Here is a 22,710-nt window from a genome sequence, read left to right as displayed (position 1 = left end):
GCCTTCCGACCGGTGCTCACCCGTTTAAGCCCGGCTGCGTCCTGTCAAGGCGCCGCGAGGTGGCATGCAACGCCCTCGACAACGACGGAACTTCGGACCAAACTGAAGATACCGGTCGCGCCGGTGAATCGGGCGACATGTTCTACGGACCAAGGAGCACGCGTGATGAGTGAAAAACCAATCGGCGACGAAGAAGATGTCAAGGCAGAAGAAGCTGCCGCAGAACCGGAACATGTTGCCAGCGCACACGACGAGGCGCTGGTCGAGGAATGGGAAGACGAGTCCTTCCCCGCCTCCGATCCCCCGTCGAATTACTGACTCTCGGCTGACTGACAACCAATCCTCAGCCCACGCTCAGCTTGGCCTCTTAGGCTGAAGCTACCTTCTCAAGGTGCGAGTGATCAGAAGAACCGGTCGCGGCGGAGTTTCACCTCCTTAGCCGTCACGACCGGTTCTTCACTTTAAGCACCAGGCCCCAAACCGGGGTTCCCTGGGTCGCAAAGCAGCACATTTCGTTTCTCCCCCGCGTGCCGAGCCCGCCGTCGTGGACTAACGACGCCTCGGGGGACAAGAATGGAAACGGATGAAGCCAAGAAGCTTCAGAGGATTTTCCGTCCCACCTATTTCAGGAGAACACCACCACCATGGCCGAAGAGCTCCGGTATGCCCCCGTCCCCGAAACCCACGCACCCTATGTGGCCGCCGCGGATCGCTACGAGTCCACCGGTTACCGCCGCGTCGGCAACTCCGGCCTGATCCTTCCCCCGATCTCCCTGGGCCTGTGGTGGAACTTCGGCGACAACCGCCCCTTCGACACCCAGCGCGAAGTGCTGCGCCACGCCTTCGACCACGGCATCACGCACTTCGACCTGGCCAACAACTACGGCCCTCCCTACGGCTCGGCCGAAGAAAACTTCGGCCGCATGATGCGAGGCGACTTCAAGGCCTACCGCAACGAGCTCATCATCTCCTCCAAGGCCGGCTGGGACATGTGGCCGGGCCCGCACGGAAACCTTGGCTCGCGCAAGTACATCATGGCCTCGGCCGACGATTCGCTGGCCCGCATGGGCCTCGACTACGTGGACATCTTCTACTCGCACCGCCCGGACCCTGACACCCCGATCGAGGAAACCATCGGCGCGCTGGACACCCTGGTCCGCCAGGGCAAGGCCCTCTACGTGGGCATCTCCTCCTATTCCCCCGAGCGCACAGCCGAGGCCGCGAAGGTCGCCAAGGACATGGGCACCCCGCTGGTCATCCACCAGCCCTCCTACTCGATGCTCAACCGCTGGGTGGAAGACGGATTGCTGGACACCCTGAAGGAACACGGCATGGGCTCGATCGCCTTCACCCCGCTGGCCCAGGGGCTGTTGACCGGCAAGTACCTCAAGAACGAGTCGGCCATCCCGTCCGGCGGACGGAACTCGCTGGCCGGGCACCTGACAGAGGCGAACCTGTCCAAGGCCCGCGACCTGGCCAAGGTCGCCGAAGCACGCGGCCAATCCCTGGCCCAACTGGCCATCGCCTGGCTGCTGCGCGAGGGAGGGGTGACCTCGGTGCTGCTCGGGGCGTCCTCGACCGCCCAGCTCGATGAGAACCTCGGGGCACTGGGCAATACCGCCTTCAGCACCGCGGAACTGGAGCTGATCGACAGGATCGCCGCAGGGGATGCCGGCATCGACCACTGGCGCGCGGCGGCCACGAGCTAAGAAGCCGAAGCGCCCTGACCTGAAACCCTGTGGAGACGAAATCCGCAGGGTTTCTCGTCGTTAACAACGGATACCGCAGACGAACAATTCGCTGACGGCGGATATCACCACCGATCCCGCGTGACCGGCTTCACAAATCGCAGTTTTCGCGACATGATGTAACCGTACGTGGCGCGCAACGCAGATTTTCGCCGCCCAGTGACTACCCAGAAGGAGCATGGCCGTGACCGCCAACGCCCAGACGACGCCAACCGCCACCGGATACCGAGTCCTCAACCCCGCCACCGGCGCCGTGGTCGAGGAATTCGCCACCGCCACAGACGCCGAGGTCCAGGAAGCAATTGCCGCGGCCGAATCCGGCTACCAGGGGTGGAAGGACGTCGACATCAACGAACGCGCCAAGATCGTTTCCCGCGTGGGCGAGCTCTTCGCCGAACGCGCCGACGAGCTTGCCGCGATCATCACCCAGGAAATGGGCAAGGCATTGTCCGAGTCCAAGGGCGAGGCCGAGTTCTGCAAGGACATCTTCGAGTACTTCGCCGCCGAGGGCCCGACCCTGGCCGCGGACACGGAAATCAAGACCATCGGCGGCGGAAAGGCCATCATCCAGCGCCTGCCCGTCGGCCCGCTGCTGGGCATCATGCCATGGAACTATCCGTACTACCAGGTCGCCCGCTTTGTGGCCCCGAACCTGATGCTTGGCAACACCATCGTGCTCAAGCACGCCGAGACATGCCCGCGTTCGGCCCTGGCCATCGCGCAGATCATGGACGACGCAGGGGTTCCGGCCGGCGTGTACAACAACGTCTTCGCCTCGCACGAGCAGATCTCCACGATCATCGAGGACTCCCGCATCCAGGGTGTCTCGCTGACCGGTTCGGAGCGCGCCGGCGCCATCATTGGCGAGCAGGCCGGCCGCAACCTGAAGAAGGCCGTGCTGGAATTGGGCGGTTCGGACCCGTACGTGATCCTGGATTCGGCGGATATCGCCGGGGACGCGGCCACCGCGTGGGCCACCCGCATGGAGAACACCGGACAGGCCTGCAACTCCAACAAGCGCATGATCGTCATGGAGGACATCTTCGATGACTTCGTCGGCGAACTGACCAAGCTTGCCGTCGACCTTGTTCCGGGCGACCCGGCCAAGGAAGAGGAAGGCACCTTCGGTCCGCTCTCCACCCGCGGCGCCGCAGAGGGCCTGGCCGCACAGGTCCAGGACGCCATCGACAAGGGTGCAACGCTGCACGCCGGCGGCGTGCTGCACGAGGGCCCGGGAGCGTACCTGGCCCCGACGATCCTTTCCGGAATCACCAAGGGCATGCGCGCCTACTACGAAGAGCTTTTCGGCCCGGTGGCGATTGTCTACAAGGTGTCTTCCGACGAGGAAGCCCTGGAATTGGCAAACGACACCCAGTACGGCTTGGGCGGCGCGGTGTTCTCCACCGATCCGGCCCGTGCCGCAAAGGTTGCCGCTGGCCTTCAGGTCGGCATGGCCAACGTCAACACCCCGGCGGCCGAGGGCGCAGACATGCCCTTCGGCGGCGTGAAGCGCTCGGGCTTCGGCCGCGAGCTTGGCCCGCTGGGCATGGAGGAGTTCGTCAACAAGCGCCTCTTCTACGTGGCCGGTTAACCACACGCTTCACCGCGTCATGAAGCGAGGCTTCGTGCGATCCCCCTGCGGGGATTGCACGAAGCCTCGCTTTTTGTTGTCTGCAGCGCGCCTGTCACGGCATGCGTTCCAATGAGCCGATCCGCTGGCCCTGTGCGTCAATGATCTCGAGCGTGTCGGCCCCGAGCGTGGCGCCGGCGGCATGTGAAAGCCAGGTGTCGACGCCCTCGCAGAACATCCTGGTCCCTCCCAAGGGGCCGAAGGTGATGTCCGTGCCGGATGCCTCGTAGCTGCCCACCAAGCGGTTGCAGCCGTCGGTGCCGTGCAGTTTCCCGTCGGCTTCGAGCACCAGGTTCGGTTGCCCGGGCCCATCGGTTCCCCAGCCGCCCAGAGGATCGGGCAGCTCGGGCGTCGAGGGAGCACAGGAGGTCAGCAGCAGGACTGCACCCAGCAGCGCGAGTGCGGAAAACTTCCTCGTCATTGCCTACTTCCCCACGTAGTCGAAGTGCCAGGCCTCGGCATAGGGCGAGCCCTCTTCAAGGATCTTGCGGTGCACCCAGTTGAACTTCTTGGAGTTGACTTTCAACCACTTGTGGTATTTTCCGCGGAAGGAATAGTTGTAGGTCTCGGGTACGTCGATGGCGGTGCCCCAACCATGGTTGGAGGTTCCGGGGCGCGCCGCGACATAGGGTCCGAGTTCGACCCAGTATGCATCCTGGGTGGCGCGGGTCCGATAGGCCAGATCGATGTCGAGGTTGTGGCCGAACTTCTTCTTGAAGGCGGCGTTGAGCCGGTTCAGGTCCTTCACCGCGGGAGCCGCAATGAGGGTCTTTTCCTGGTCCCATCCGATGGCCACCAGCATCCGTTCCGGGACCTTGCCGTTTTTCTGTGCCAGCACGGTCTTGGCCGAATATTTTCCGGGCTTGGTTGTCGCAGTGGTTTTCCGGGCCAGCTGGCTGGTCTTCATCCAGCCACTCATCCCCTGCGTCCGGACGAAAATCCACCCCTTGACCGAGCCTGCGGTTTTTTCCATCTTCATGTCGCGGTACACCACCGAGTTGCGTGGGATGTCGCCGATGCGGATCTTGCCCTCCACGCTCTCATAGAGGGCGCTGCCGGAGACATTGGTCCAGTACCGGTCGGTCAGACCGGCACGGTTGGAGGTGTATTTCTTGTCGATGTAGATCTCGCGACCGGGCTTCTTCGCAACAACCTTCAGGTACCTGCTTTGCACCCATCCGGTTTTTCCCCGGCTGGTGATCTGGCTGAATCCCGCCGATACCTTATTGACCGTGTAGATGCCGGCCTTGGGCACCGTGGCCAAGGCCTTGGAGGTGGTGTTCGCTTGCCGGCGCAGCTTCAGCGCGACGGTGCTCTTGCCAAGGTCCCCGCGCTTGGTTGCCGGCAAGGTCTTCGTGGGCACTGAACGCAAATAGGTGCTCGAGGCCCAACCGGTTTTCCCGGCGTAACGGACCTGGCTCCACCCCGACTTCGTCGAGCCCACGGTCAGCTTGGTGCCCTTGGGAATGAGCGCCAGTTTCCTGCCCGAGCTGGCGGGCTTCGCGCGCAGGTTCAGGTTTGCCGTCGTTTGGACGGCCTTCACGGCGGCCGCGCTGATCTTGCCCGGCAGCCGCGCTGCCGGGTGTGACGTCGCAGCGGCGGACACGACCGAACCCTGCATGACTGCCGACGGAGCCTGCTGTGCCTGCGCCGGGCTCAAGGTGGCCAGCACGAGCGCGGCTCCCATGAACAATGCGGTGGAAACCCTGTTGGGTGGCCATGGACCATCCCGTTTGTCTTTGCCCTGCATAGCTCCCCCACCATCCACTTTCACGCGACATACCTAACAAGGGGCATTCGAAGCCCACTAGTGCATTATTAGACTAACCTTTTTGCTAAGAGGTTTTTCCGGCGCCCGCCCGCACCTTCCGTGCCTGGAGTGGAGCCGTTGCCAATTGCGAGGAGTCACCGGATGTCAGCGAAACTAGGTTTCAAGAGAAAGCCACGCCCGATCCCGCCCGAGGAAGCCCCCGTCACGGCGGCCGTCGCGGCTCCACCGACCCACAGCGTGTCCGGGATGTGGATCGATCCCCTGGGACGGGTGGCCACGCGGTCGGTCCAGTTGCTGGTGGTACTGGTGTTGGCCTCGGCTGTCATCTTCAGCCTCCTGCGCTTGAGCGTGATCGCGCTGCCGATCCTGATCGCCTTGATTCTTTCCTGCGCGTTGTGGCCGCTGGTGCGCCTGCTGCGCAAGGTCATGTCGGCCCTGCTGGCGGCATGGTCGGTGTTCCTGGGATCGCTGCTCGTTCTCGGTGGCATCGGGACCGCCTTGGTCTATTCGGTGCTTGCCGAATGGTCCACGCTGGTGGACAAGGGCGTTGAGGGCTTCAACAAGCTCCAGGAAATGCTGAACCAGCTGCCCTGGAGCATATCCAGTGAACAGATCGACCAGGCAGTCAGCCAGGTCACCGGTTTCCTGACCAGCTCCCAGTTTGGTGCCGGGGCCCTGAACGGGCTCTCCGCCGCGGGCAACTTCTTCACCGGATTGGCCCTGCTGCTGGTGATCCTGTTCTTCTTCCTGAAGGACGGCGACAAGATCTGGGCGTTCTTCCTTTCCTGGATGCCGGACCACCAGATGCACCGCTGGCTTTCCACTGGTGGACGCACCGTGGAAACCCTCGGCGGTTACATGCGCGGCACCGCCACCGTGGCGGCCGTGGATGCCATCGGCATCACTGTGGCCTTGCTGGTGTTGCGGGTCCCGCTGGCCATCCCGCTGGGAGTCGTGGTGTTCATGAGCTCGTTCATCCCGTTGGTGGGAGCCACCTTCGCCGGGATCCTGGCGACCTTGATTGCCCTGGTGACCAATGGCCCCGTGGTTGCCCTGATTGTCCTCGGTGCGGTGATCGTGGTGAACCAGCTGGAGGGCAGCTTCCTGCAGCCCGTGGTCATGGCCCACGCCCTGAACCTGCACGCACTGGTGATCCTGCTGTCGCTGGCCGCCGGCACGGTGCTCGGCGGGCTGGTGGGTGCGGTGCTGGCCGTGCCGCTGACGGCCGTTGCCTGGGCAATCGTGAAGATCTGGTCCGGCCGTGACCTCCCGGGTTTGGATCCCGGCGCCGATTCCAAGAAGGACGAAGCCGCACAGGAGCCTACCAAGGAGCAGGTCCTGGCCCATGCCGAGGTTGGTGTAGCCGAGCGGGCACAGGATGCCGACGCCGAGCGCGAAACCGGCTCCCCGTCACCGGGTCTGCGCGCCAAGCGCTCCTGATCGCGAGCTTCCCAAAATGATACGGGCCGTGGAATCAACCTCTTGGTTGGATCCACGGCCCGTATTACGTCGGGGTGCAGACCCCAAGAGCTGCTGGGGCTAACGCAGGTACTTCGAGCTGACCCAGCCGTTCTTCCCCGCATAGCTGGTTTGCGTCCAGCCGCTGCGTGTGGCCTTGACAGTGACCTTCTTCCCCTTGGGAATAATCAGCAAGGTTCGTGTCGACGTGCTGGTTCCGGTGCGCAGGTTAAGCCGGGCGGTGGTCGTCTTCACCTTGGCCGGAGCCTTGTACACGGCAAGTTGCTTCGCCGGCACCCAGCCGGTCTTCCCCGCGTAGCGCACGCGCAGCCACGACCCGCTCTTGGCATCAACGACGACCTGCTTCTTCGCCGCAATGCCCACCACCGAAGCCGACTTCGCATCCGCCGACTTGCGCGCCACGACCTTCGACCTGGTTTGGTACGTGGCCTTCTTCACCGACTGGATCACCGGGGTCTTCGGCTTGGCCGGGGCCTTGTAGAGGGCCAGCTGGTTCGCCGGCACCCAGCCGGTCTTCCCCGCGTAGCGCGCGCGCAGCCACGACCCGCTCTTGGCATCAACGACGACCTGCTTCTTCGCCGCAATGCCCACCACCGAAGCCGACTTCGCATCCGCCGACTTGCGCGCCACGACCTTCGACCTGGTTTGGTACGTGGTCTTCTTCACCGACTGGATCACCGGGGGCTTCGGCTTCGCCGTCGGCTTGGGCTTGGCCGGGGCCGCACCGGCCTTGACCACGCGCAGGTAGCGGTTGCTGACCCAGCCGGTGGAGTTCCCGACCTTGACCTGGCTCCAGGTACCTTGGCGTTTCAGCTCGATCACGTCTGTGCCGTTGCGCAAGACCTTGACGATCTTGGTGTTGGCACCCGGCCCGCTGCGCATGTTCAGGTTCGCCGTGGCCTCATGGGTCGGTTTGGTCGGCGCGGGCTTGCCCACCGGCGGCTTCGACGCCTGGGGCGTGATGGAACCGATCTTCTTCAAGTCCGCCGAGCTGGTCCACCCCGTGTGTTTCCCCGCCTGGACCTGGGACCAGGTGCCCCGTACCTGCCGCAGGGCAACCTTGGTGCCGCGGCTCAGTGCCTGGGTTTCCTTGTAGGTCGTTCCGGCTCCGGAACGCAACTTCAGGTTCCGAAGGACCTCGTGCGTCGCGGGCAGTGTCGTCTGGTTGACGGTGGCGACCTTGCGCGTCAGGCCCGCCGAGACCCAGCCGTCGGTTCCCTTGTACTTGACCCGCAGCCAGCCGGCGGAGCTCTCGTAGGCCTCGAATGTGGCGCCGGCCGGAATCATCAAGAGCTTCGAATACCAGGTGGCGGCCCCTGAACGCATGTTCAGGCCGTTGGGGTTGGTGTACGTGGCGAAGGGCACCCGGACGCCGTTGGTGACAGTGCCGGTGGGCGTCAGCGCCCACTCGGGCGCCGCGGCCATCGGGTTGGGCGTGACGGCAAAACGGTTCATCCAGCCGGTCGTGGAGCCGTATTTGACCTTGACGAATGAGCCGTTGAGCAGTCCGTTGATGGCGCCAGGCTTGCTGGTGACCTTGGCGCTGCGCGACGGCCTGGCCAGGACCTTCGAGGTGGCGGATGCGGAGGCAAAAAGCTCCGCCTTGCCGCGCGCAAAGTAGGCGCAGGTCTTCTGCGACTCGGAATAGCTTGCGGTGGCGTGGGAACCCAGGTCGAGCCCGCGGGATTTGAGGAACGCGGCGGGGTTGCGCACGTTTCCGTCCTTGGAGTAGAAGCGCTCCCTCCAGATCTCCAGGTGCAGGTGCGGGCCCGTCGAGGGACCCGATGAGCCCACCAGGGCGATCTTCTGCCCGGACTTGACCTTCTGGCCCTCCCTGACCAATACGTCATTGGGCCACATGTGCATGTAGGCCGATTCGTAGGTGTCTTTGCCGAACCGGTGGGTGACAATCACCTGGCCCGAGGTCGAGCCGGTGCCCCGGACGATCTTGCGCACGGTGCCGTCGGCCACCGCATAGATCGGGGAGTTGTCCTTGGTGCCCATGTCCTGGCCCAGGTGGTGGGTCGATCCACCCACCACCGGCATGCAGCGCGGCCCCATGGGCGAGGTCATCCTGTAGGTTTCCGGGACAAGCGGAAGGGAGAATTCCCCGGCGCGAACGGAACTGGTCTCTGGAACCTCCGTGCGCATCTGCGAGGTGGCAGGCAGAGCCGTGAACACCAACCCAGCCGCCAACACCCCCGAGAAAAGGGCGCGAAGGGATTTCGGTATGGCCATTGTCAGTGGTCTTCCTCTAAGGGGTGTGTCGCCCCGAAAGGGAGCAACGCGATGTGCGAGTGGTTGGGAGCGTCACCCAAACATCGCCCCCTAAGTCACTACCCTATGCAAAATCCGCCGTCTGTGCCGGGAAACGGCAAACATGATTTCTCGCGTCAGCCCAAGTGGGTGCTGTGGACCCAACCTTCGAGCCGTCCGGCGCGGACCTTCGTCCACTGCCCCCGGCTGGCCAGGACCTCGACCTGGTGGCCGGCCCCGAGCTGCGCCACGGCCCGGTAGTTGGCGGAGGCTCCCTGATACAGGGTGGTCTCCGCGGTCGTGACAGGTGTGGTGGAAGCCAGGTAGCGCAATTGCAGTTGGCTGGCCGGCACCCACCCGGCATCCTGGTCCAGCATGATCCGGCACCACGGACCGAGCTTCCCATTGACCCTTACCAGGGTCCCGGCTTGCATGATGCGCATGACCGGGAAATGATCCCCGGCATCCTTGCGGACATTCAGGCGCACGGTGGTGGTGTACTCCGTCGGTGCCATGGGCTGGATGCCCGTTGCCGGGCGCCGCACATTGATGCGGGCAAGGTAGGCGCTGGGAACCCAGCCGATGTCCTTGCCGGTGGAGACCTTGGCCCATGTGCCCAGCTCCTCCAGCTTCCTGACCTGGAGGTTTGCCGCCAGCACACGAAGCACCGGGTAGTTGGTGCCCGAGCCCTTGCGCAGGTTCAGGTCCGCGGTGCTGCGGTGGGTGGGGACGAATTCCTCATTGGGAACTTCCGGGGCGCTGGAGGCCCCTCCGGCCATGGCAGCCGTCTGGCTGGCTACCGGACGCACCGGGACCTGCGGGCGTTGCCGGGGCGCCTCGAGCCGCTCAAGGCATTGGGTCGGGAGCCAGCCGAAGGTCTGGCCGTGCTGCACGCTGGCCCACAGGCCGCTGACGCGCAGCAGGTACACGGGGGTGTTTTCCGCGATCAGGTACTGGGTGGCGTAGTGCCGGCCGGCGCCCTTGCGCAGCTTGAGCTCGGCCGTCGTGCGGTGCGTCGGTCCGGGGACTTCCACCTGCACCGGGGCCGGATTCGTGCGTGCAAAGTCGAATTTCTTCATTCAGGCATCACCCCGCGGCGGCATGGCGGCATCGGGAACGGCCATGGCGAGGCATGCACGGACGTGGAGCACGTTTGGATGACCTCACTGGGAAAGTGGTTGACCGAAGACTGGCATGCGCGGCGGCAACTCATTGCACGGCGCGATGCCCCACCCGGACCGTTGGCAACAACCTCGTGCCGGGGTGCGGACACTTGGACATGCCTACACCCCATGTTATTGCACAGACGGCCAAGGCCCCCAGTCTACGTCCGGGGGCCTTGGTCACATCATGGTGTCGGGCCGTTCGGCGCCACAGCGCCCCAGGACCCGACGCGGTCACACCTGGCGGGCGGCCAGTTCGCTGTCGAGGCGCAGCAGTCCGTTGCCGTCGTTGTTGATCATCTTCACGCGGTCAAGGATCTCGCCAACGGTGGCTTCCTCTTCGACCTGCTCCTCGATGAACCAATTCAGCAGCGGCACCGAGTCGATGTCACCCTCGTTATGTGCCAGGCGGTAGAGGTCGCGGATGGACTCGGAGACCTTCTTCTCGTGGTCCAGCGAGGCCTGGAAGGCACCATCCACGGTGGAGACCCGCAACGCCGGGGCCGAGATGTCGCCGATCGCCGGGTGTGCGCCGCGGTCGGTCATGTGCGTGATGAACTTTTCCGCGTGCACCAGTTCCTCTGCGGCCTGGGCGCGGAACCAGCCCGCAACGCCGGGCAGGCTCAGCACATCCATTTCAATGGCCAGCTGGCGATAGACGGTCGAGGCCGCAAGTTCCAGGGTGATTTGGTCGTTGAACGCGTCTGCAAGCTTTCCTTTAAGTTCCATGGCACACACGCTACCGACTCTTTTGTGCCTTGTCACCGAAGGATGGCCGCACTTACCTCGCCATAAATATGGCATGCCTCGGGCCAAGATACGGGCCGACCAAGGTGATGCTCACCTTGGTCGATGGACCCCGGAGGGCGAACTTGACGGGTGCAATTCCCGAGCCGCGGCGTTGGCCACCCTTAAGGCGGCGGACACTGCGGCCATGGCCCAGATCCATCCGGCAATCACCGCGATCCAGGCCGGCGCCAGCCCGATCACCGATTCGAGGAGGGCTGCGGGCAGCGCGGCGAGGCCAAGCAGGGCCACGGGAAGGCGCATCCGGCGCAGCGGTGCCGCCGCGGCACGGTGTCCGGTGCTCCAGCATTCCTCGCAGTGCATGGTGGCGGCGGTGCGGATGCCCAGGGCCGGGTTGATACCGGAACTCCCGCGCTCGACGGTCCCGTTGACGGCTCGCACGGCCCAGGTGAAGGCCACCGCCAATGCGGCGCAGAGCAGGACCGAAACCTGGTTTTCGCTCACGGGCGGGCGGCCCGATCGCCTCCGTGCATCTTGGCCAGCATGGTGTTCGCGTCGCGCAGGCCCAGCAGCAGGCCGCCGACCATGACCAGCACCCCAATCATCAGGGATACGGGCTGGAGGTAGTCCGCGTCCGGGACCAGCAGCGCGGCGACGCCGCCGGCTGCCATGACTGCCGCGGCAACCCAACAGCCGATGATGCCCTTCTGGGCGGCGGCGTGGTGGCCCAGCAGCCAGCATTCCCCGCAGTGCATCAGGGCAGGCGTGCGGATCCCCACCCACGCGTTGCGCTTGATCTGCCCCATGGCAGCGGCCCTCATCGTCCAGGCCAGTGCCGCCATGAGCAGCACCATGAACACCGTCATGATCAAATCGGTCATTGTCTCCCCGCCCATGGGTGTGGTTCGCTCCTTGCGCCTCGCCGTCAGTTGCAGACAACGCTACGCCACGTGGGCGAAACTCGGTGTCCAAGGCCAGCCGAGAGGTATTCGCCGGCGGTGCGCTATCTGGAGGGCCTCCAGCGCGTGGCTGGTGCGGTTGGCAGTCCCTAGCCGCTCAGCCCGGCGCGGCGCAGGGCCTCGGCCATGGCCGTGTTGCCGCCGACAGGCTTGGCCTCGCGGGAAGCGGCCGGTTTGTTGCCGCGCGGAGCACCGTGGGTCTCGCGCGGGGCGCGGGACCCGGCATCGCGTGGGCCCCGCGGCCCGCGCTCAGGCTTTTCGGCCTTGGCACCGGGCTCGTCGTCCAGGCGCAGGGTCAGGGAGATGCGCTTGCGCGCCGGATCCACCTCGAGGACCTTGACCTTCACGACCTGCCCGGAAGTGACGACCTCGCGTGGATCGGAAATGAACTTGTTGCTCATGGCCGAGACATGGACCAGCCCGTCCTGGTGGACGCCCACGTCGACGAAGGCGCCAAAGGCTGCAACATTGGAGACGGTTCCCTCCAGGATCATGCCGACCTCAAGGTCCCCGATCTTCTCCACGCCCTCTTTGAGGTTCGCGGTCTTGAAGTCGGGGCGCGGATCCCGGGCCGGGCGCACCAGTTCGGAGATGACGTCCTTGACGGTGGGCAACCCGAATTGCTCGGTGACAAATTCCCTGGCATCCAAAGAGTCCACCGACTGGTTCTTGGCGGTGGCCGCGGTCAGCAGGGTCTCGGCCAGGCCGTAGGCCTCGGGGTGCACGGCCGAGGCATCCAGCGGCTGCTTGCCGCCGGTGACGCGCAGGAACCCGGCACACTGCTCGAAGGCCTTGGCTCCCAGTCGCGGGACCTTCAGCAGCGCCTTGCGGCTGGCAAAGGGGCCGTTGGCGTTGCGGTGCTCGACGATGTTGCGGCTCAGCAGCGCGCCGACGCCGGCGACCCGGGCCAGCAACGCCGGGGATGCGGTGTTCACGTCCACGCCCACCGCGTTCACGCAGTCCTCGACCACCGCATCCAGCGAGCGGTCCAGCTTCGCCGGGGTCAAGTCGTGCTGGTACTGGCCCACGCCAATGGACTTGGGTTCGATCTTCACCAGCTCGGCCAGCGGGTCCTGCAGGCGTCGAGCAATCGAGACAGCACCTCGGATGGACACGTCCAGCTCCGGCAGTTCCGCACTGGCCAGCGCGGAGGCCGAATACACCGAGGCGCCCGCCTCGGAGACGATGACCTTGGCGGGCTTGTTGGTCAGCTTGGCGATGACCTCGCCGGCAAGCTTGTCGGTTTCCCGGCTGGCCGTTCCGTTGCCCACGGCGATGAGCTCGGTGCCGTGCTTGGCGGCCAAGGCCACCAGCGTGTCAACGGATTGGTTCCATTTGTTGGCCGGGGCGTGCGGGTAGATTGTGGCGATGTCCACGACCTTGCCGGTGGCATCAACGACGGCGACCTTCACCCCGGTGCGCAGCCCCGGGTCCAGGCCCAGCACCGCGCGGTTCCCGGCCGGGGCCGCGAGCAGCACGTCGCGAAGGTTCGCGGCGAAGACCTTCACGGAAGCTTCCTCCGCGGCCTCGAAGAGCCGGGTGCGCAGGTCGGATTCGAGCCGGGCCAGCAGGCGGCCGCGCCAGGCCAGCCGCACGGTCTGGGCCAACCATTTTCCGGCCGGCGCATCCGCGGCCGCGGTGATGCCCAGGGACTTGGCGACCGCAGCTTCGTAGGAGGCGCGCGCCTCGGCCAGTGCCACGTCGTCACGCGGGTCCGCCTCGGAAAGTTCCAGATCCAGCACGCCCTCGCGTTCCCCACGCAGCAGCGCCAGGATCCGGTGTGAGGGCTGGGTTGCCACGGGCTGGACGAAGTCCTCGTAGTCGGAGAACTTGGCGGCGTCCGCGGCCGGGGCACCTGCCGCGGTCTTCGAGGCGATCTTGCCCCGGGTCCACAAGCGCTCGCGAAGTTCGGAGACCAGCACCGCGTCCTGGGAGGCCCGCTCGGTGAGGATGGCGCGGGCACCGGCGAGCGCCTCGGTGGCGGCGTTGACCTCGTGCTCCGGGTTCAGGAACCTTGCCCCCAACGTCTCCGGATCCTGGGACGGGTCCTTGATGAGCGAATCGGCCAGCGGTTCAAGGCCCGCCTCGCTGGCGATCTGGGCCTTGGTGCGCCGTTTGGACTTGTAGGGAAGGTAGAGGTCTTCGAGTTCCGCTTTGGTGGTTGCGGCCCCGATTGCGGCTTCCAGCTCCTCGGTGAGCTTGCCGGCTTCCGCGATGGCCTTGAGGATGGTGGTCCGGCGCTCCTCGAGTTCGCGCAGGTAACGCAGTCGTTCCTCGAGCATGCGCAATTGCGCATCATCAAGGGTCCCGGTGACTTCCTTGCGGTACCTGGCAATGAAGGGAACGGTGGATCCGGCGTCAAGCAGCTCGATGGCGGCCTTGACTTGCCATGGGGCAACCGGTGCCCCGGCTGTGGAAAGTTCTGCGGCTATGGTCTGGATTATTCGGCTCTGGCTCACCCTTCCAGTTTGCCGCATCCATGCTGGCTGGTCCCACCTCCGTCGCCGTGTGCCGTGGATGTTTCACAAAGGCGCACCGGCACCTTGTCGCCAAGACGACAAGGTGCCGTGGCCCACCAAACACCACCGATGTGTGATGCTGGAAGCCATGGTGTGCGCGTCGAGACCCGCGCCATCTTTCACCATCGGCACCCTTGAACCGAAAGCCAGAGCAGTCGTGAACACTTCCGAGCAAAAAACAGCCTCCATGCCCGCACCCGCCACGGCCGACCCGAAGCTGCCAAGGCTGGCCGAGGTGCCGGCCTTCACGCAGTGGATGACCCAGGGATGGGCCGAGCCCGAGCGCACCCCCGCCGCCACACCCGATGCAGCGGGCGCCGCGGCTGCCCACCGTGCCAAGCTCTCGGCAGCGCTGCCCGGGGTGGCCTTCGTGGTTGCCGCGGGGTGGGCGCCGGTGCGCAGCAACGACTGCTTCTACGACTTCCGGCCCCACTCGGACTTCCTGTGGCTGACCAACTGCCACGCCGAGGGCGCGGTGCTGGTGGGTACCCCGTCCTCCGGCGGGCACGACTACCGACTCTTTGTCCCGGCCCCCGCACTGCCCGGGGACCCCGCGTTCTTCGCCAGCGCCGCGCACGGCGAACTCTGGGTCGGCGCCGCCCACGGTCCCACCCACTGGGAACAAGCACTCGGTCTGCCAACCTCCCCGCTCGGTGCGCTGGACGAGGCCCTGGCACGGCTTTCCGGCGCACAGGCCGCCGGCAACCTTGGTTCCTCGATGGTGGCAACCCATTCGCTGAAGCCCTCGGCCGTGCTGCGCCGCACGCTGGCCGAACTTCGCCTGCTGAAGGACGAATGGGAGATCACCGAGCTGCGCAACTCCGTCACCCACACCATCGAGGGTTTCTCCCAGGTCATCAACCAGATCCCCACCGCCATCGCCGGCGGCGGCGAGCGCTGGCTGCAGGGAACCTTTGATCGGGTCGCCCGCACCCACGGGCACGGCCCGGGCTACGCAACGATCATCGGCTCCGGCCACCACGCGCCAACCCTGCACTGGGTCCGGTGCGATGGACCGGTCCAGGAATCCGAGCTGCTCCTGCTGGACATGGGCGTGGAGGAAAGCAGCTTCTACACCGCCGACGTGACCCGGACCTTCCCGGCCAATGGCCGCTTCACCACCGCCCAACGCGAAGTCCACGACCTGGTGGAAAAGGCGCACCGCGCAGGCCTGGCCCAGATCGCCCCCGGCAAGGATTTCACTGCCTTCCACACCTCCATCATGGAGGTCATCGCCAACGGCCTGAGCGACTGGGGCATGCTCCCGGTCTCCGTCGACGAGGCGCTCTCCCCCGCCGGCCAGCACCACCGCCGCTGGCTGGTCTGCGGGGTCGGCCACCACCTGGGCCTGGACGTCCACGACTGTTCCTCGGCCTCATACGAGGAGTACCAGGGCGCCGTGCTGCAGGAAAACATGGTGCTCACCGTGGAACCGGGCCTCTACTTCCACCAGCACGACGAAATGGTTCCGCCGGAACTGCGCGGCATGGGAGTTCGTCTCGAGGACGACCTGCTGGTCACCGCCGACGGGCACGAGAACCTCTCCGACGCACTGCCCATCGACGCCGACGGCATCGAGGCCTGGATGGCAGCACAGGCAGGGGCCAAGGCATGAGCCACGCACCTGTCCTGACCATCACCGACGCGCTGGTCTTCGACGGCGAAAACCCCGAGCTTCTCCGCGGCAACGTGACCTTCAAGGACGGAATGGTCATGGCCATCGGCACCCAGGAGGCGGGGGAACTGCTCCCGGCCAACGGACGGGTCCTAATCCCCGGGCTTATCGACGCCCACTTCCACGCCTACGCCATCTCGCTGGACGGGTTCCGCAACGAACGCGGCCCGCTTTCCTTCGCGGCCCTGGCCGGGGCCAAGCGCCTGGGCGAGGCCCTGTCCCGCGGCTTCACCACCGTGCGCGACGTGGCCGGCGGGGACATCGGTTTGTCCAGCGCCATCAAGGCCGGTCTGCTGGAATCCCCGCGATACTTCTACACCGGCCCTGCCCTGAGCCAGACCGGCGGGCACGGGGACCCTCGCGAGGCGGACGTGGATGTCTGCTTCGGCCACGGCCATATGTGTGAGGTCGTGGACGGGCCCGAGCCGCTGCGCATTGCCGTGCGTGAACGCCTGCGCACCGGAGCCCACGCGATCAAGATCATGGCCAGCGGAGGTGTGGTCTCGCTGACCGACCCGCTGGCCATCCCGCAGTACTCGGACGAGGAAATTGGGGTGGTCGTCGCCGAGGCCACGCGCCGCGGCTCATACGTGGCGGCCCACGCCTACTCGCCGGAGGCCATCGCCCACTCGGTGCGCAACGGCGTGCGTTCCATCGAGCACGGCAACCTGCTCGATACGCCCACCGCGGACTTGATGGCCGAGCATGGTGCCTTCCTGGTGCCCACGCTGGCAGCCTACGCCGCCATGGACCGGCGCGGGGACGAGGTCGGGTTGCCCGAGGTTTCCAAGGCCAAGAACCTCGAGGTCCTCACCGCCGGGCGCGAAGCCATCAGGATTGCCTTGAGGGCGGGGATCAAGGTGGGCTTCGGTTCGGACCTGATGGGAGACCTTGCGGATGAGCAGCTCAACGGCCTGGCCCTGCAGATCGAGGCCGTGGGTGTCTTTGAGACGCTGCGCTCGGCCACCAGCGTGAACGCGGCGCTGCTGCAGGAACCGACGCTGGGCAGGCTTGCCCCGGGCATGGCCGGGGATGCGCTGCTGCTGGACGGCAACCCCTTCGAGGACCCGTCGGTGCTCTTCGACGAGTCCCGCCCCCGCACGATCATCCAGGGCGGGCGCGTGCATTCGGCTTCATGACCGGGGCGGACACCATCCATGCGGCCCGCACGAAGTCACTGATTGGGGATTGGCTTGGGGCGGTGCTAGGTTGGCCGTAGGACTCGACACGGGGTGCCGCCTGGCGGCTGAGAGATAGACCCGTTGAACCTGATCTCGATAATCCGAGCGAAGGGATGCCGGTCCGGCATGTCGCCTTGTGGCACCCCGCTTTTGGGTACCATGTGGCGGTTCCATGGCATCCTTTCGCTCCAACGAAAGGTGCAAGGGAATGCTCATCAAGGACCAAATCGTACTTATCACCGGTGCCGGCCGCGGGCTGGGAACCGACCTGGCCCGATCCTTTGCCCGCGAGGGCGCACGGCTCGTGCTGAACTACCGCTCCAGTGAATCCGCGACCCAGGAACTGGCCGCCGAGATCGGGACGGATCGCGCGCTCGCGGTGCGAGCCGACGTCTCAGACCCGGAACAGGTCGCCGAGCTGGTGGCCACGGCACTGGCACACTTTGGCGCCCCGATCACCACGGTGATCAACAATGCGCTGCCGGACTTTTCGTTCAATGGCGATGCCCGCTCCAAGGCGGACGGGATCGGCTACACGGAATTCGGGGCGCAATTCACCGGCATCATCGGCGGTGCACTAAACACGATCCAGGCGACCTTGCCTGGCATGAAATCCGCTGGCTTTGGCAACATCGTCAACATCGGCACCAACCTCTTCCAGAACCCCGTGGTCCCCTACCACGACTACACCGCGGCCAAGGCAGCGCTGCTGTCCCTGACCCGCACGTTCGCCTCGGACCTGGGCCCGGAAAACATCCGCGTCAACATGATCTCCGGCGGTCTGCTGCGCACCACCGATGCCTCGGCGGCCACGCCGGAGGAGGTCTTCGACCTGATCGCCGGGTCCACTCCCCTGCGCCGCGTCACCACCCCTGCCGAGTTCGCCGATGCAGCCCTGCTCTTTGCCTCCCCGTGGTCGCGGGCGGTGACCGGGCAGAACCTGGTGGTCGACGGCGGACTGGTGATGAACTAGGAACGGGAACGAAACCTTTCATGGACTCGACACGCCAATTGCACCTGAATGCCTTCTTCTACGGCGCCGGCCACCACACCATGGGGTGGCGCCACCCCGACTCCAGTGCCGACCGCGTCGGCGACATCGCCTACTACGAGGACCTGGCCCGGCTGGCGGAGCGCGGTTGCCTGGATGCCGTGTTCTTTGCCGACGGGCAGAGCGTCAACCACGAGTACGCGGCAGGGATCCCCTGGTTCCTCGAACCGGTGACCGCGCTGAGCGCCATGGCGCGGGCCACCGAGCACATTGGCTTGGTCACCACGATCTCTGCGAGCTTCTATACGCCGTTCCATGCCGCCCGGCTACTGGCATCCCTCGACCACATCAGTGCGGGACGCGCGGGCATCAACGTGGTGACCTCCATGTTCGACGCCGAGGCCCGCAACCACGGGATGGATGCCTTGCCGGGGCACGCACAACGCTACGAACGCGCCGAGGAGTTCGTCGACGCGATGCAGAGACTGTGGGATTCGTGGTCGGATTCGGCGCTGGTGGTCGACCGCGAGACCGGCCAATACCTCGATCCCTCCCAGATCCGCCCGATCAACCACCGCGGCAACCATTTCTCGGTTTCCGGCCCGCTGACCGTCCCGCGGTGCCCGCAGGGACGACCGGTGCTCTTCCAAGCAGGGTCCTCGGAGGCCGGGCGTTCCTTTGCCTCCCGGTACGCAGAAGCCATCTACTCGGTCTCCTGGGACCGGGAATCGGCCCTGGAATATGCCGCCGACATCCGACGGCGCCTGGAACTTGTGGGACGGGCAGGGCATTCGGTTCCCATCCTTCCCGGATTGGTCACCTACATCGGGGCAACTCGGGAAGAAGCTCTGGAAAAGAAGGCCGCATTGGATGCCTACCTGGACATCGATTCGGCCATTGCCCAGTTGAACATGTTCACGGGCCAGGACTACACCTCGCATCCGCTGGATGAGCCGGTGGTAGAACTGCCGCCGGTCGAGGCGTTCACGGGCCCGCAGGGTCGCTACCTCACGGTGCAACGCATCATCGAAACGAAGCAGCCCACGCTTCGCGAGTTGCTGGGGTTCTTGGCGGCCGGCGGCGGGCATGCCACCATGATCGGCACTCCCACCGAGGTCGCCGACGAGATCGAGGAGTGGTTCATTTCCGGCGCCTGCGACGGCTTCAACCTCATGTGCCCAAGCTTCCCGGCGGGATTGGATGATTTCGTGGAACTCGTGGTTCCGATCCTGCAGGCACGAGGCTTGTTCCGCTCGTCATACCCGGGCAGCACCCTGCGCGAGACCCTGGGCCTGGCCAAGCCGGCACGTCAGGAGATCGTACCGGTTTCTGGATAGTCGCCAGCGCCCGCGGGTGGGAGGCCTCGAAATTCCCGGCGTTCTCCCACCTTCGAGCCACTACGATGGAACGCATGAGATTTTCACGTTCCAAAAATGCCGTGCTCCTTTCCGCTGCCGTCTTGCTGCTCTCGGTGAGCGGTTGCGCGACCATCGCCGACACCGCTTCCTCCGCCGCATCCTCGGCGGCTACTCAGCTGGCCGATGGGGCAAAGAAGGAACTCATCAAGAAGGTGTGCGCCCCCATCAAGGACGGCAGCATCAACGCCTCCGACCTCAAGGTCGTCTCTTCCATGGTTGACGCGGTCCGCGAAGGCGGCTTGCCCCAAGAGATCGTCAGCGCCCTTGACGACGTTGCTGCCTCGGGCGACAAGGTTCCCGCCGATGTCCAGGCCAGGCTCGTCACCGCCTGCGACAACGCATTGGTCTAGGCGAACGGGCCACTGCCTTGCGAAGAGGAAACCGCAGCGGGTTTGCAGTGACCGTCGTGCTGCTTTGCGCAGCCGTCATCGTCGGTTACTGGCTGTTCACGCCGAAGAACGACGACACCGGCCATCTGTCGAGCAGCGCAACGGTCCAACATGTCGTTGACGGCGACACTTTGTATGTCTTGCTGGACGGGGAACGAACCAAGGTCCGACTGCTCAATGTGGATGCGCCGGAGCTCACCCACGGTGACCAGCCCGGGCAGTGCTTCGGCCAGGAGGCCTCGCGGTATCTTTCCAAGAAGCTGCCCAAGGGTTCAACGATCCAGCTTGCATTCGATATCGAGCGATACGACCGTTACGGGCGCACCCTTGCCTTGGTGAATTACACAGGCGAATCCATCAACGAGTCGTTGGTCGCCTCGGGCCATGCCAAGGCCATGAAAGTGGAACCAAACGTGCAGTTCTATGCCCAGCTGCTCACGGCACAAAAGCAGGCGCAACGAGACAACGCTGGAATGTTCAGTCCTGCCAACGGTTGCCACTAGAACCGCGTTCGAATGGGTCCTTGCCACAGTTCGCGGTCCCGGCCTGGCGCAACATGGCCTAACCGTTCGTTCTTGGATGGCTAGACTGGCGAGGTGAAGCAAGAATCAAGAGCCGTCAGAATCGACGCCTGGCTATGGTCGATTCGAATCTACAGGACCCGCTCGGCGGCGACCACGGCGTGCAGAGCCGGCCACGTGCGCCTGAACGACAAGCCCGCGAAAGCGGCACAGATTGTTGTTCCGGGCGATACCATCCGGGTCAGACAGGCAGGTTTCGACAGGATCCTGGAAGTTACGGCAGTGATTGCCAAAAGGGTCGGTGCCGATATCGCAGCACGCTGCTACGTTGACCACACACCTGTCCGTCCCAAGGAAGTCATCCCCCAGGTCCCGATCAGGGACAGGGGCGCGGGTCGACCGACGAAGAAGGATCGGCGTGAGATGGAACGGCTTCGCGATAATTTCCGTTAGCCCGCGACTACGATGAGTAGTAGTCACTGGATACGCGACTTGAAGGCTTTGTACCCGAACCCCTGATTGAGGAGAAACATGGCTCAGAAGAAACGCTGGAACGAAATTTCTGTAGTTTCACGCTGGCGAATCGTTGTCTTGGGTATCGTCCAGCTGGCCTTGCAGTTCGTCGCTTTGCGCGATCTGGTCAAGCGTCCAGCCAAAGATGTCCGGGGATCCAAGGTTGGGTGGGCCGCTGCGTCGTTCATCAATTTCTTGGGCCCAGCTGCATATTTGACATGCGGTCGGATCCGCAGCAAGAAATAGTGGATTGTCGGCTGTGCCCCCGCCAAGATGGCGAGGCACAGTCGAGTTTTCGCATGGTCCCCGAACTCAGACCAAGGTTGGTTTCTTGTCGGAAGAATCCTTCCCGACCGTGGGTTCTGGGTCCAGGTGCACGACAGATTTCTGCGGTTCTTCCTCGTCGCGTATCCGTTCTCTGAACTTTGGGAACCTTCTGCCGATGGACCGGAACTGGTTTGCCAACCATGTACCTATCGTGATCCAGGTAGCTGCGGACACCAGGACTGCATCGGCGGAAGCCATGATGCCTGAGAAGAACGGCAACCCCATGACGATGGCGATGCCGAGGTGCATTCCCAAGATTGAGATCAACGCAATGCGTCGAGTGATGCGGTTGGACAGCAGGAATGGGAAGGCAATCTGGACAATGACGGTGAAGTAGGTCAGCAACACCACCATCCAGGTGTTAGCCGTCAAAATTTCGGAGAGCCATGGGAAGACACCGTAGGCCGTGGAACTGATCGGGTAGTACATGGCTGTACCTTCTTGCAACAGTCGCCCCTGAACCTTGTCCATTCCAGCTTCGAAGTACACGATGCATAACTGCGCAACAATCAAGCACAGGGCAAGGTTGTGGAAGACCGTGCCAACTTGGGTCTCGGTGTTCGTGAGACGGGTCGGACCCGTTGCACGTCGTTTGGCATCCAAGGACCAACGGCGTGAGATGTCGGCAAAGATCATGTAGATCAGCATGATGCGGATGAAGTAGTTTCCGCCATCGGCAATCGCCGTGTTCTGTGCGTTGACTGCCGTGTAGAAGACAAGAAATACGAACCCGTCTTGCTGATGGCGATTACTTTCTTCGGCTTGGCTTGGAAAGCCTCTTGGCCGCCAGCGCGGACGTCCTGCTTGAACAAGTCACCAGCACCGGCAACGACGCCGCTGACGCGGCACTGGAGACAAATCCCGACATGGTCCTCATGGAAAGCAGGCTCAGCAACATATGCAGCATGGAAGCCACCCGGCGGATCGTGTCGGCGGCCCCGGGGACGAAGGTAGTAATGCTCTCGTCGACCCACGACATCGAGACCATGGCCAGAGCCCACTCGGCGGGTGCCTGCAGCTACCTGGCCAAGAATTCGATTTCAACCGACCTGGGCGCCGCGCTTCGGATGATCCACTCGGGAAACATGATCTTCTCCAAGCCCACGGATGCGGACCAGTTCCCGCCCCACTCCGCGAGCAAGTACGACTTGAAATCGCAACTATTGCGTCAGACCGGACCTCGCGATCGACGCATACTACAAGCGCTGTCAGAAGGCCTCACCAACGTCCAAATCGCCGCATTGCTGCATGTCAGTGAGGGCACGGTCAAGGCGCAACTGGCAAAAATCATGGAGCCACTTGGTGTCAGCAACCGTGTCCAGCTCGCTGTCTTGGCCGTTCAGGCCGGTCTACTGGAAGAATCGCGAACGACCGTGCCCTTGGGGGTCGGCCGCTTGCGTCATGCAACGCCCCGTGCCTGAAT

At 64.6% G+C, this 22,710-nt stretch carries 21 protein-coding genes, 1 pseudogene and 1 riboswitch; of the genes and pseudogenes, 13 read left to right on the top strand and 9 right to left on the bottom strand.

Annotation, left to right across the window (positions count from 1 at the left end):
• Window positions 1-165 precede the first annotated feature (165 nt).
• The 3 genes from DQ353_RS21650 to DQ353_RS10215 all read left to right on the top strand — a co-directional run bounded on the left by DQ353_RS21650 (window position 166) and on the right by DQ353_RS10215 (window position 3,339).
• The gene (locus tag DQ353_RS21650) at window positions 166-318 is read left to right on the top strand and encodes a hypothetical protein (RefSeq protein WP_181578330.1); all 153 of its coding nucleotides are present in this window, start codon (window positions 166-168) and stop codon (window positions 316-318) included.
• Between the two features lie 326 nt (window positions 319-644).
• On the top strand, window positions 645-1,709 hold the full coding sequence (mgrA, locus tag DQ353_RS10220) for an L-glyceraldehyde 3-phosphate reductase (protein ID WP_113762654.1): 1,065 nt from the start codon (window positions 645-647) through the stop codon (window positions 1,707-1,709).
• A 223-nt stretch (window positions 1,710-1,932) separates the two neighbouring features.
• Window positions 1,933-3,339, top strand: coding sequence for an NAD-dependent succinate-semialdehyde dehydrogenase (locus tag DQ353_RS10215; RefSeq protein ID WP_286166732.1), 1,407 nt, complete (start codon window positions 1,933-1,935; stop codon window positions 3,337-3,339).
• Window positions 3,340-3,433: 94 nt separating this feature from the next.
• On the opposite strand, the gene DQ353_RS10210 is transcribed toward DQ353_RS10215, so the two are convergent.
• Window positions 3,434-3,799, bottom strand: a complete 366-nt coding sequence (locus DQ353_RS10210) for an META domain-containing protein (protein WP_113762652.1) — start codon at window positions 3,797-3,799, stop codon at window positions 3,434-3,436.
• A gap of 3 nt (window positions 3,800-3,802) precedes the next feature.
• Entirely contained in the window at window positions 3,803-5,065 is a 1,263-nt protein-coding gene (locus DQ353_RS10205; RefSeq protein WP_181578329.1) for an SH3 domain-containing protein, read from the bottom strand.
• 225 nt (window positions 5,066-5,290) lie between these two features.
• Between DQ353_RS10205 and DQ353_RS10200 the strand changes: the two genes are divergently transcribed.
• Window positions 5,291-6,589 (top strand): AI-2E family transporter, encoded by a 1,299-nt coding sequence (locus DQ353_RS10200; RefSeq protein ID WP_113762650.1) that lies wholly within the window; start codon window positions 5,291-5,293, stop codon window positions 6,587-6,589.
• A 99-nt stretch (window positions 6,590-6,688) separates the two neighbouring features.
• Here the strand turns inward: DQ353_RS10200 and DQ353_RS10195 are convergent, their stop codons facing one another.
• The 6 genes from DQ353_RS10195 to DQ353_RS10170 form a co-directional block, all read right to left on the bottom strand.
• A complete protein-coding gene (locus DQ353_RS10195; protein WP_181578328.1) occupies window positions 6,689-8,701 on the bottom strand; it encodes an SH3 domain-containing protein in 2,013 nt (670 codons plus the stop codon).
• Between the two features lie 320 nt (window positions 8,702-9,021).
• Window positions 9,022-9,963, bottom strand: coding sequence for an SH3 domain-containing protein (locus tag DQ353_RS10190; protein ID WP_113762648.1), 942 nt, complete (start codon window positions 9,961-9,963; stop codon window positions 9,022-9,024).
• A 318-nt stretch (window positions 9,964-10,281) separates the two neighbouring features.
• Window positions 10,282-10,776 (bottom strand): ferritin, encoded by a 495-nt coding sequence (locus tag DQ353_RS10185; protein ID WP_113762647.1) that lies wholly within the window; start codon window positions 10,774-10,776, stop codon window positions 10,282-10,284.
• Window positions 10,777-10,887: 111 nt separating this feature from the next.
• Window positions 10,888-11,298, bottom strand: a complete 411-nt coding sequence (locus tag DQ353_RS10180; RefSeq protein WP_113762646.1) for an SdpI family protein — start codon at window positions 11,296-11,298, stop codon at window positions 10,888-10,890.
• A complete protein-coding gene (locus DQ353_RS10175) occupies window positions 11,295-11,690 on the bottom strand; it encodes an SdpI family protein (RefSeq protein ID WP_113762645.1) in 396 nt (131 codons plus the stop codon). The genes DQ353_RS10180 and DQ353_RS10175 overlap by 4 nt, the downstream gene beginning before the upstream one ends.
• Before the next feature lie 152 nt (window positions 11,691-11,842).
• A complete protein-coding gene (locus tag DQ353_RS10170; RefSeq protein WP_113762644.1) occupies window positions 11,843-14,230 on the bottom strand; it encodes a Tex family protein in 2,388 nt (795 codons plus the stop codon).
• 229 nt (window positions 14,231-14,459) lie between these two features.
• On the opposite strand from DQ353_RS10170, the gene DQ353_RS10165 reads away from it, so the two are divergent.
• The 8 genes from DQ353_RS10165 to DQ353_RS10130 all read left to right on the top strand — a co-directional run bounded on the left by DQ353_RS10165 (window position 14,460) and on the right by DQ353_RS10130 (window position 21,206).
• On the top strand, window positions 14,460-15,887 hold the full coding sequence (locus DQ353_RS10165) for an aminopeptidase P family protein (RefSeq protein WP_113762697.1): 1,428 nt from the start codon (window positions 14,460-14,462) through the stop codon (window positions 15,885-15,887).
• The gene (locus DQ353_RS10160; protein ID WP_113762643.1) at window positions 15,884-17,086 is read left to right on the top strand and encodes a metal-dependent hydrolase family protein; all 1,203 of its coding nucleotides are present in this window, start codon (window positions 15,884-15,886) and stop codon (window positions 17,084-17,086) included. Before DQ353_RS10165 ends, DQ353_RS10160 begins: the two co-directional genes overlap by 4 nt.
• A 79-nt stretch (window positions 17,087-17,165) precedes the next feature.
• Window positions 17,166-17,259: riboswitch (TPP riboswitch) on the top strand.
• A 77-nt stretch (window positions 17,260-17,336) separates the two neighbouring features.
• The gene (locus DQ353_RS10155) at window positions 17,337-18,101 is read left to right on the top strand and encodes a 3-oxoacyl-ACP reductase (protein WP_113762642.1); all 765 of its coding nucleotides are present in this window, start codon (window positions 17,337-17,339) and stop codon (window positions 18,099-18,101) included.
• A gap of 20 nt (window positions 18,102-18,121) precedes the next feature.
• Window positions 18,122-19,456 (top strand): LLM class flavin-dependent oxidoreductase, encoded by a 1,335-nt coding sequence (locus DQ353_RS10150; RefSeq protein WP_113762641.1) that lies wholly within the window; start codon window positions 18,122-18,124, stop codon window positions 19,454-19,456.
• 74 nt (window positions 19,457-19,530) lie between these two features.
• Complete coding sequence (locus tag DQ353_RS10145; protein ID WP_286166731.1) at window positions 19,531-19,887, top strand: hypothetical protein; 357 nt, start codon at window positions 19,531-19,533, stop codon at window positions 19,885-19,887.
• Window positions 19,888-19,934: 47 nt separating this feature from the next.
• Window positions 19,935-20,429, top strand: a complete 495-nt coding sequence (locus DQ353_RS10140) for a thermonuclease family protein (protein WP_181578327.1) — start codon at window positions 19,935-19,937, stop codon at window positions 20,427-20,429.
• Window positions 20,430-20,522: 93 nt separating this feature from the next.
• Complete coding sequence (locus DQ353_RS10135; RefSeq protein WP_113762638.1) at window positions 20,523-20,900, top strand: RNA-binding S4 domain-containing protein; 378 nt, start codon at window positions 20,523-20,525, stop codon at window positions 20,898-20,900.
• A 78-nt stretch (window positions 20,901-20,978) separates the two neighbouring features.
• Entirely contained in the window at window positions 20,979-21,206 is a 228-nt protein-coding gene (locus DQ353_RS10130; protein ID WP_113762637.1) for a PLDc N-terminal domain-containing protein, read from the top strand.
• Between the two features lie 66 nt (window positions 21,207-21,272).
• On the opposite strand, the pseudogene DQ353_RS10125 reads toward DQ353_RS10130, so the two are convergent.
• Window positions 21,273-22,004 (bottom strand): annotated as a pseudogene (locus DQ353_RS10125) (HTTM domain-containing protein); the annotation flags it as partial.
• Here DQ353_RS10125 and DQ353_RS10120 point away from each other — a divergent pair.
• A complete protein-coding gene (locus DQ353_RS10120) occupies window positions 21,989-22,708 on the top strand; it encodes a response regulator transcription factor (RefSeq protein ID WP_353616686.1) in 720 nt (239 codons plus the stop codon). The pseudogene DQ353_RS10125 and the gene DQ353_RS10120 overlap by 16 nt on opposite strands.
• Window positions 22,709-22,710 lie beyond the last annotated feature (2 nt).

Origin of the sequence: Arthrobacter sp. AQ5-05, from assembly GCF_003287975.1 — a bacterium.
GTDB lineage: Bacteria > Actinomycetota > Actinomycetes > Actinomycetales > Micrococcaceae > Paeniglutamicibacter.
The sequence above is the reverse complement of the archived record's forward strand: the minus strand, read 5'-3'. Positions and strand labels throughout refer to the sequence as shown.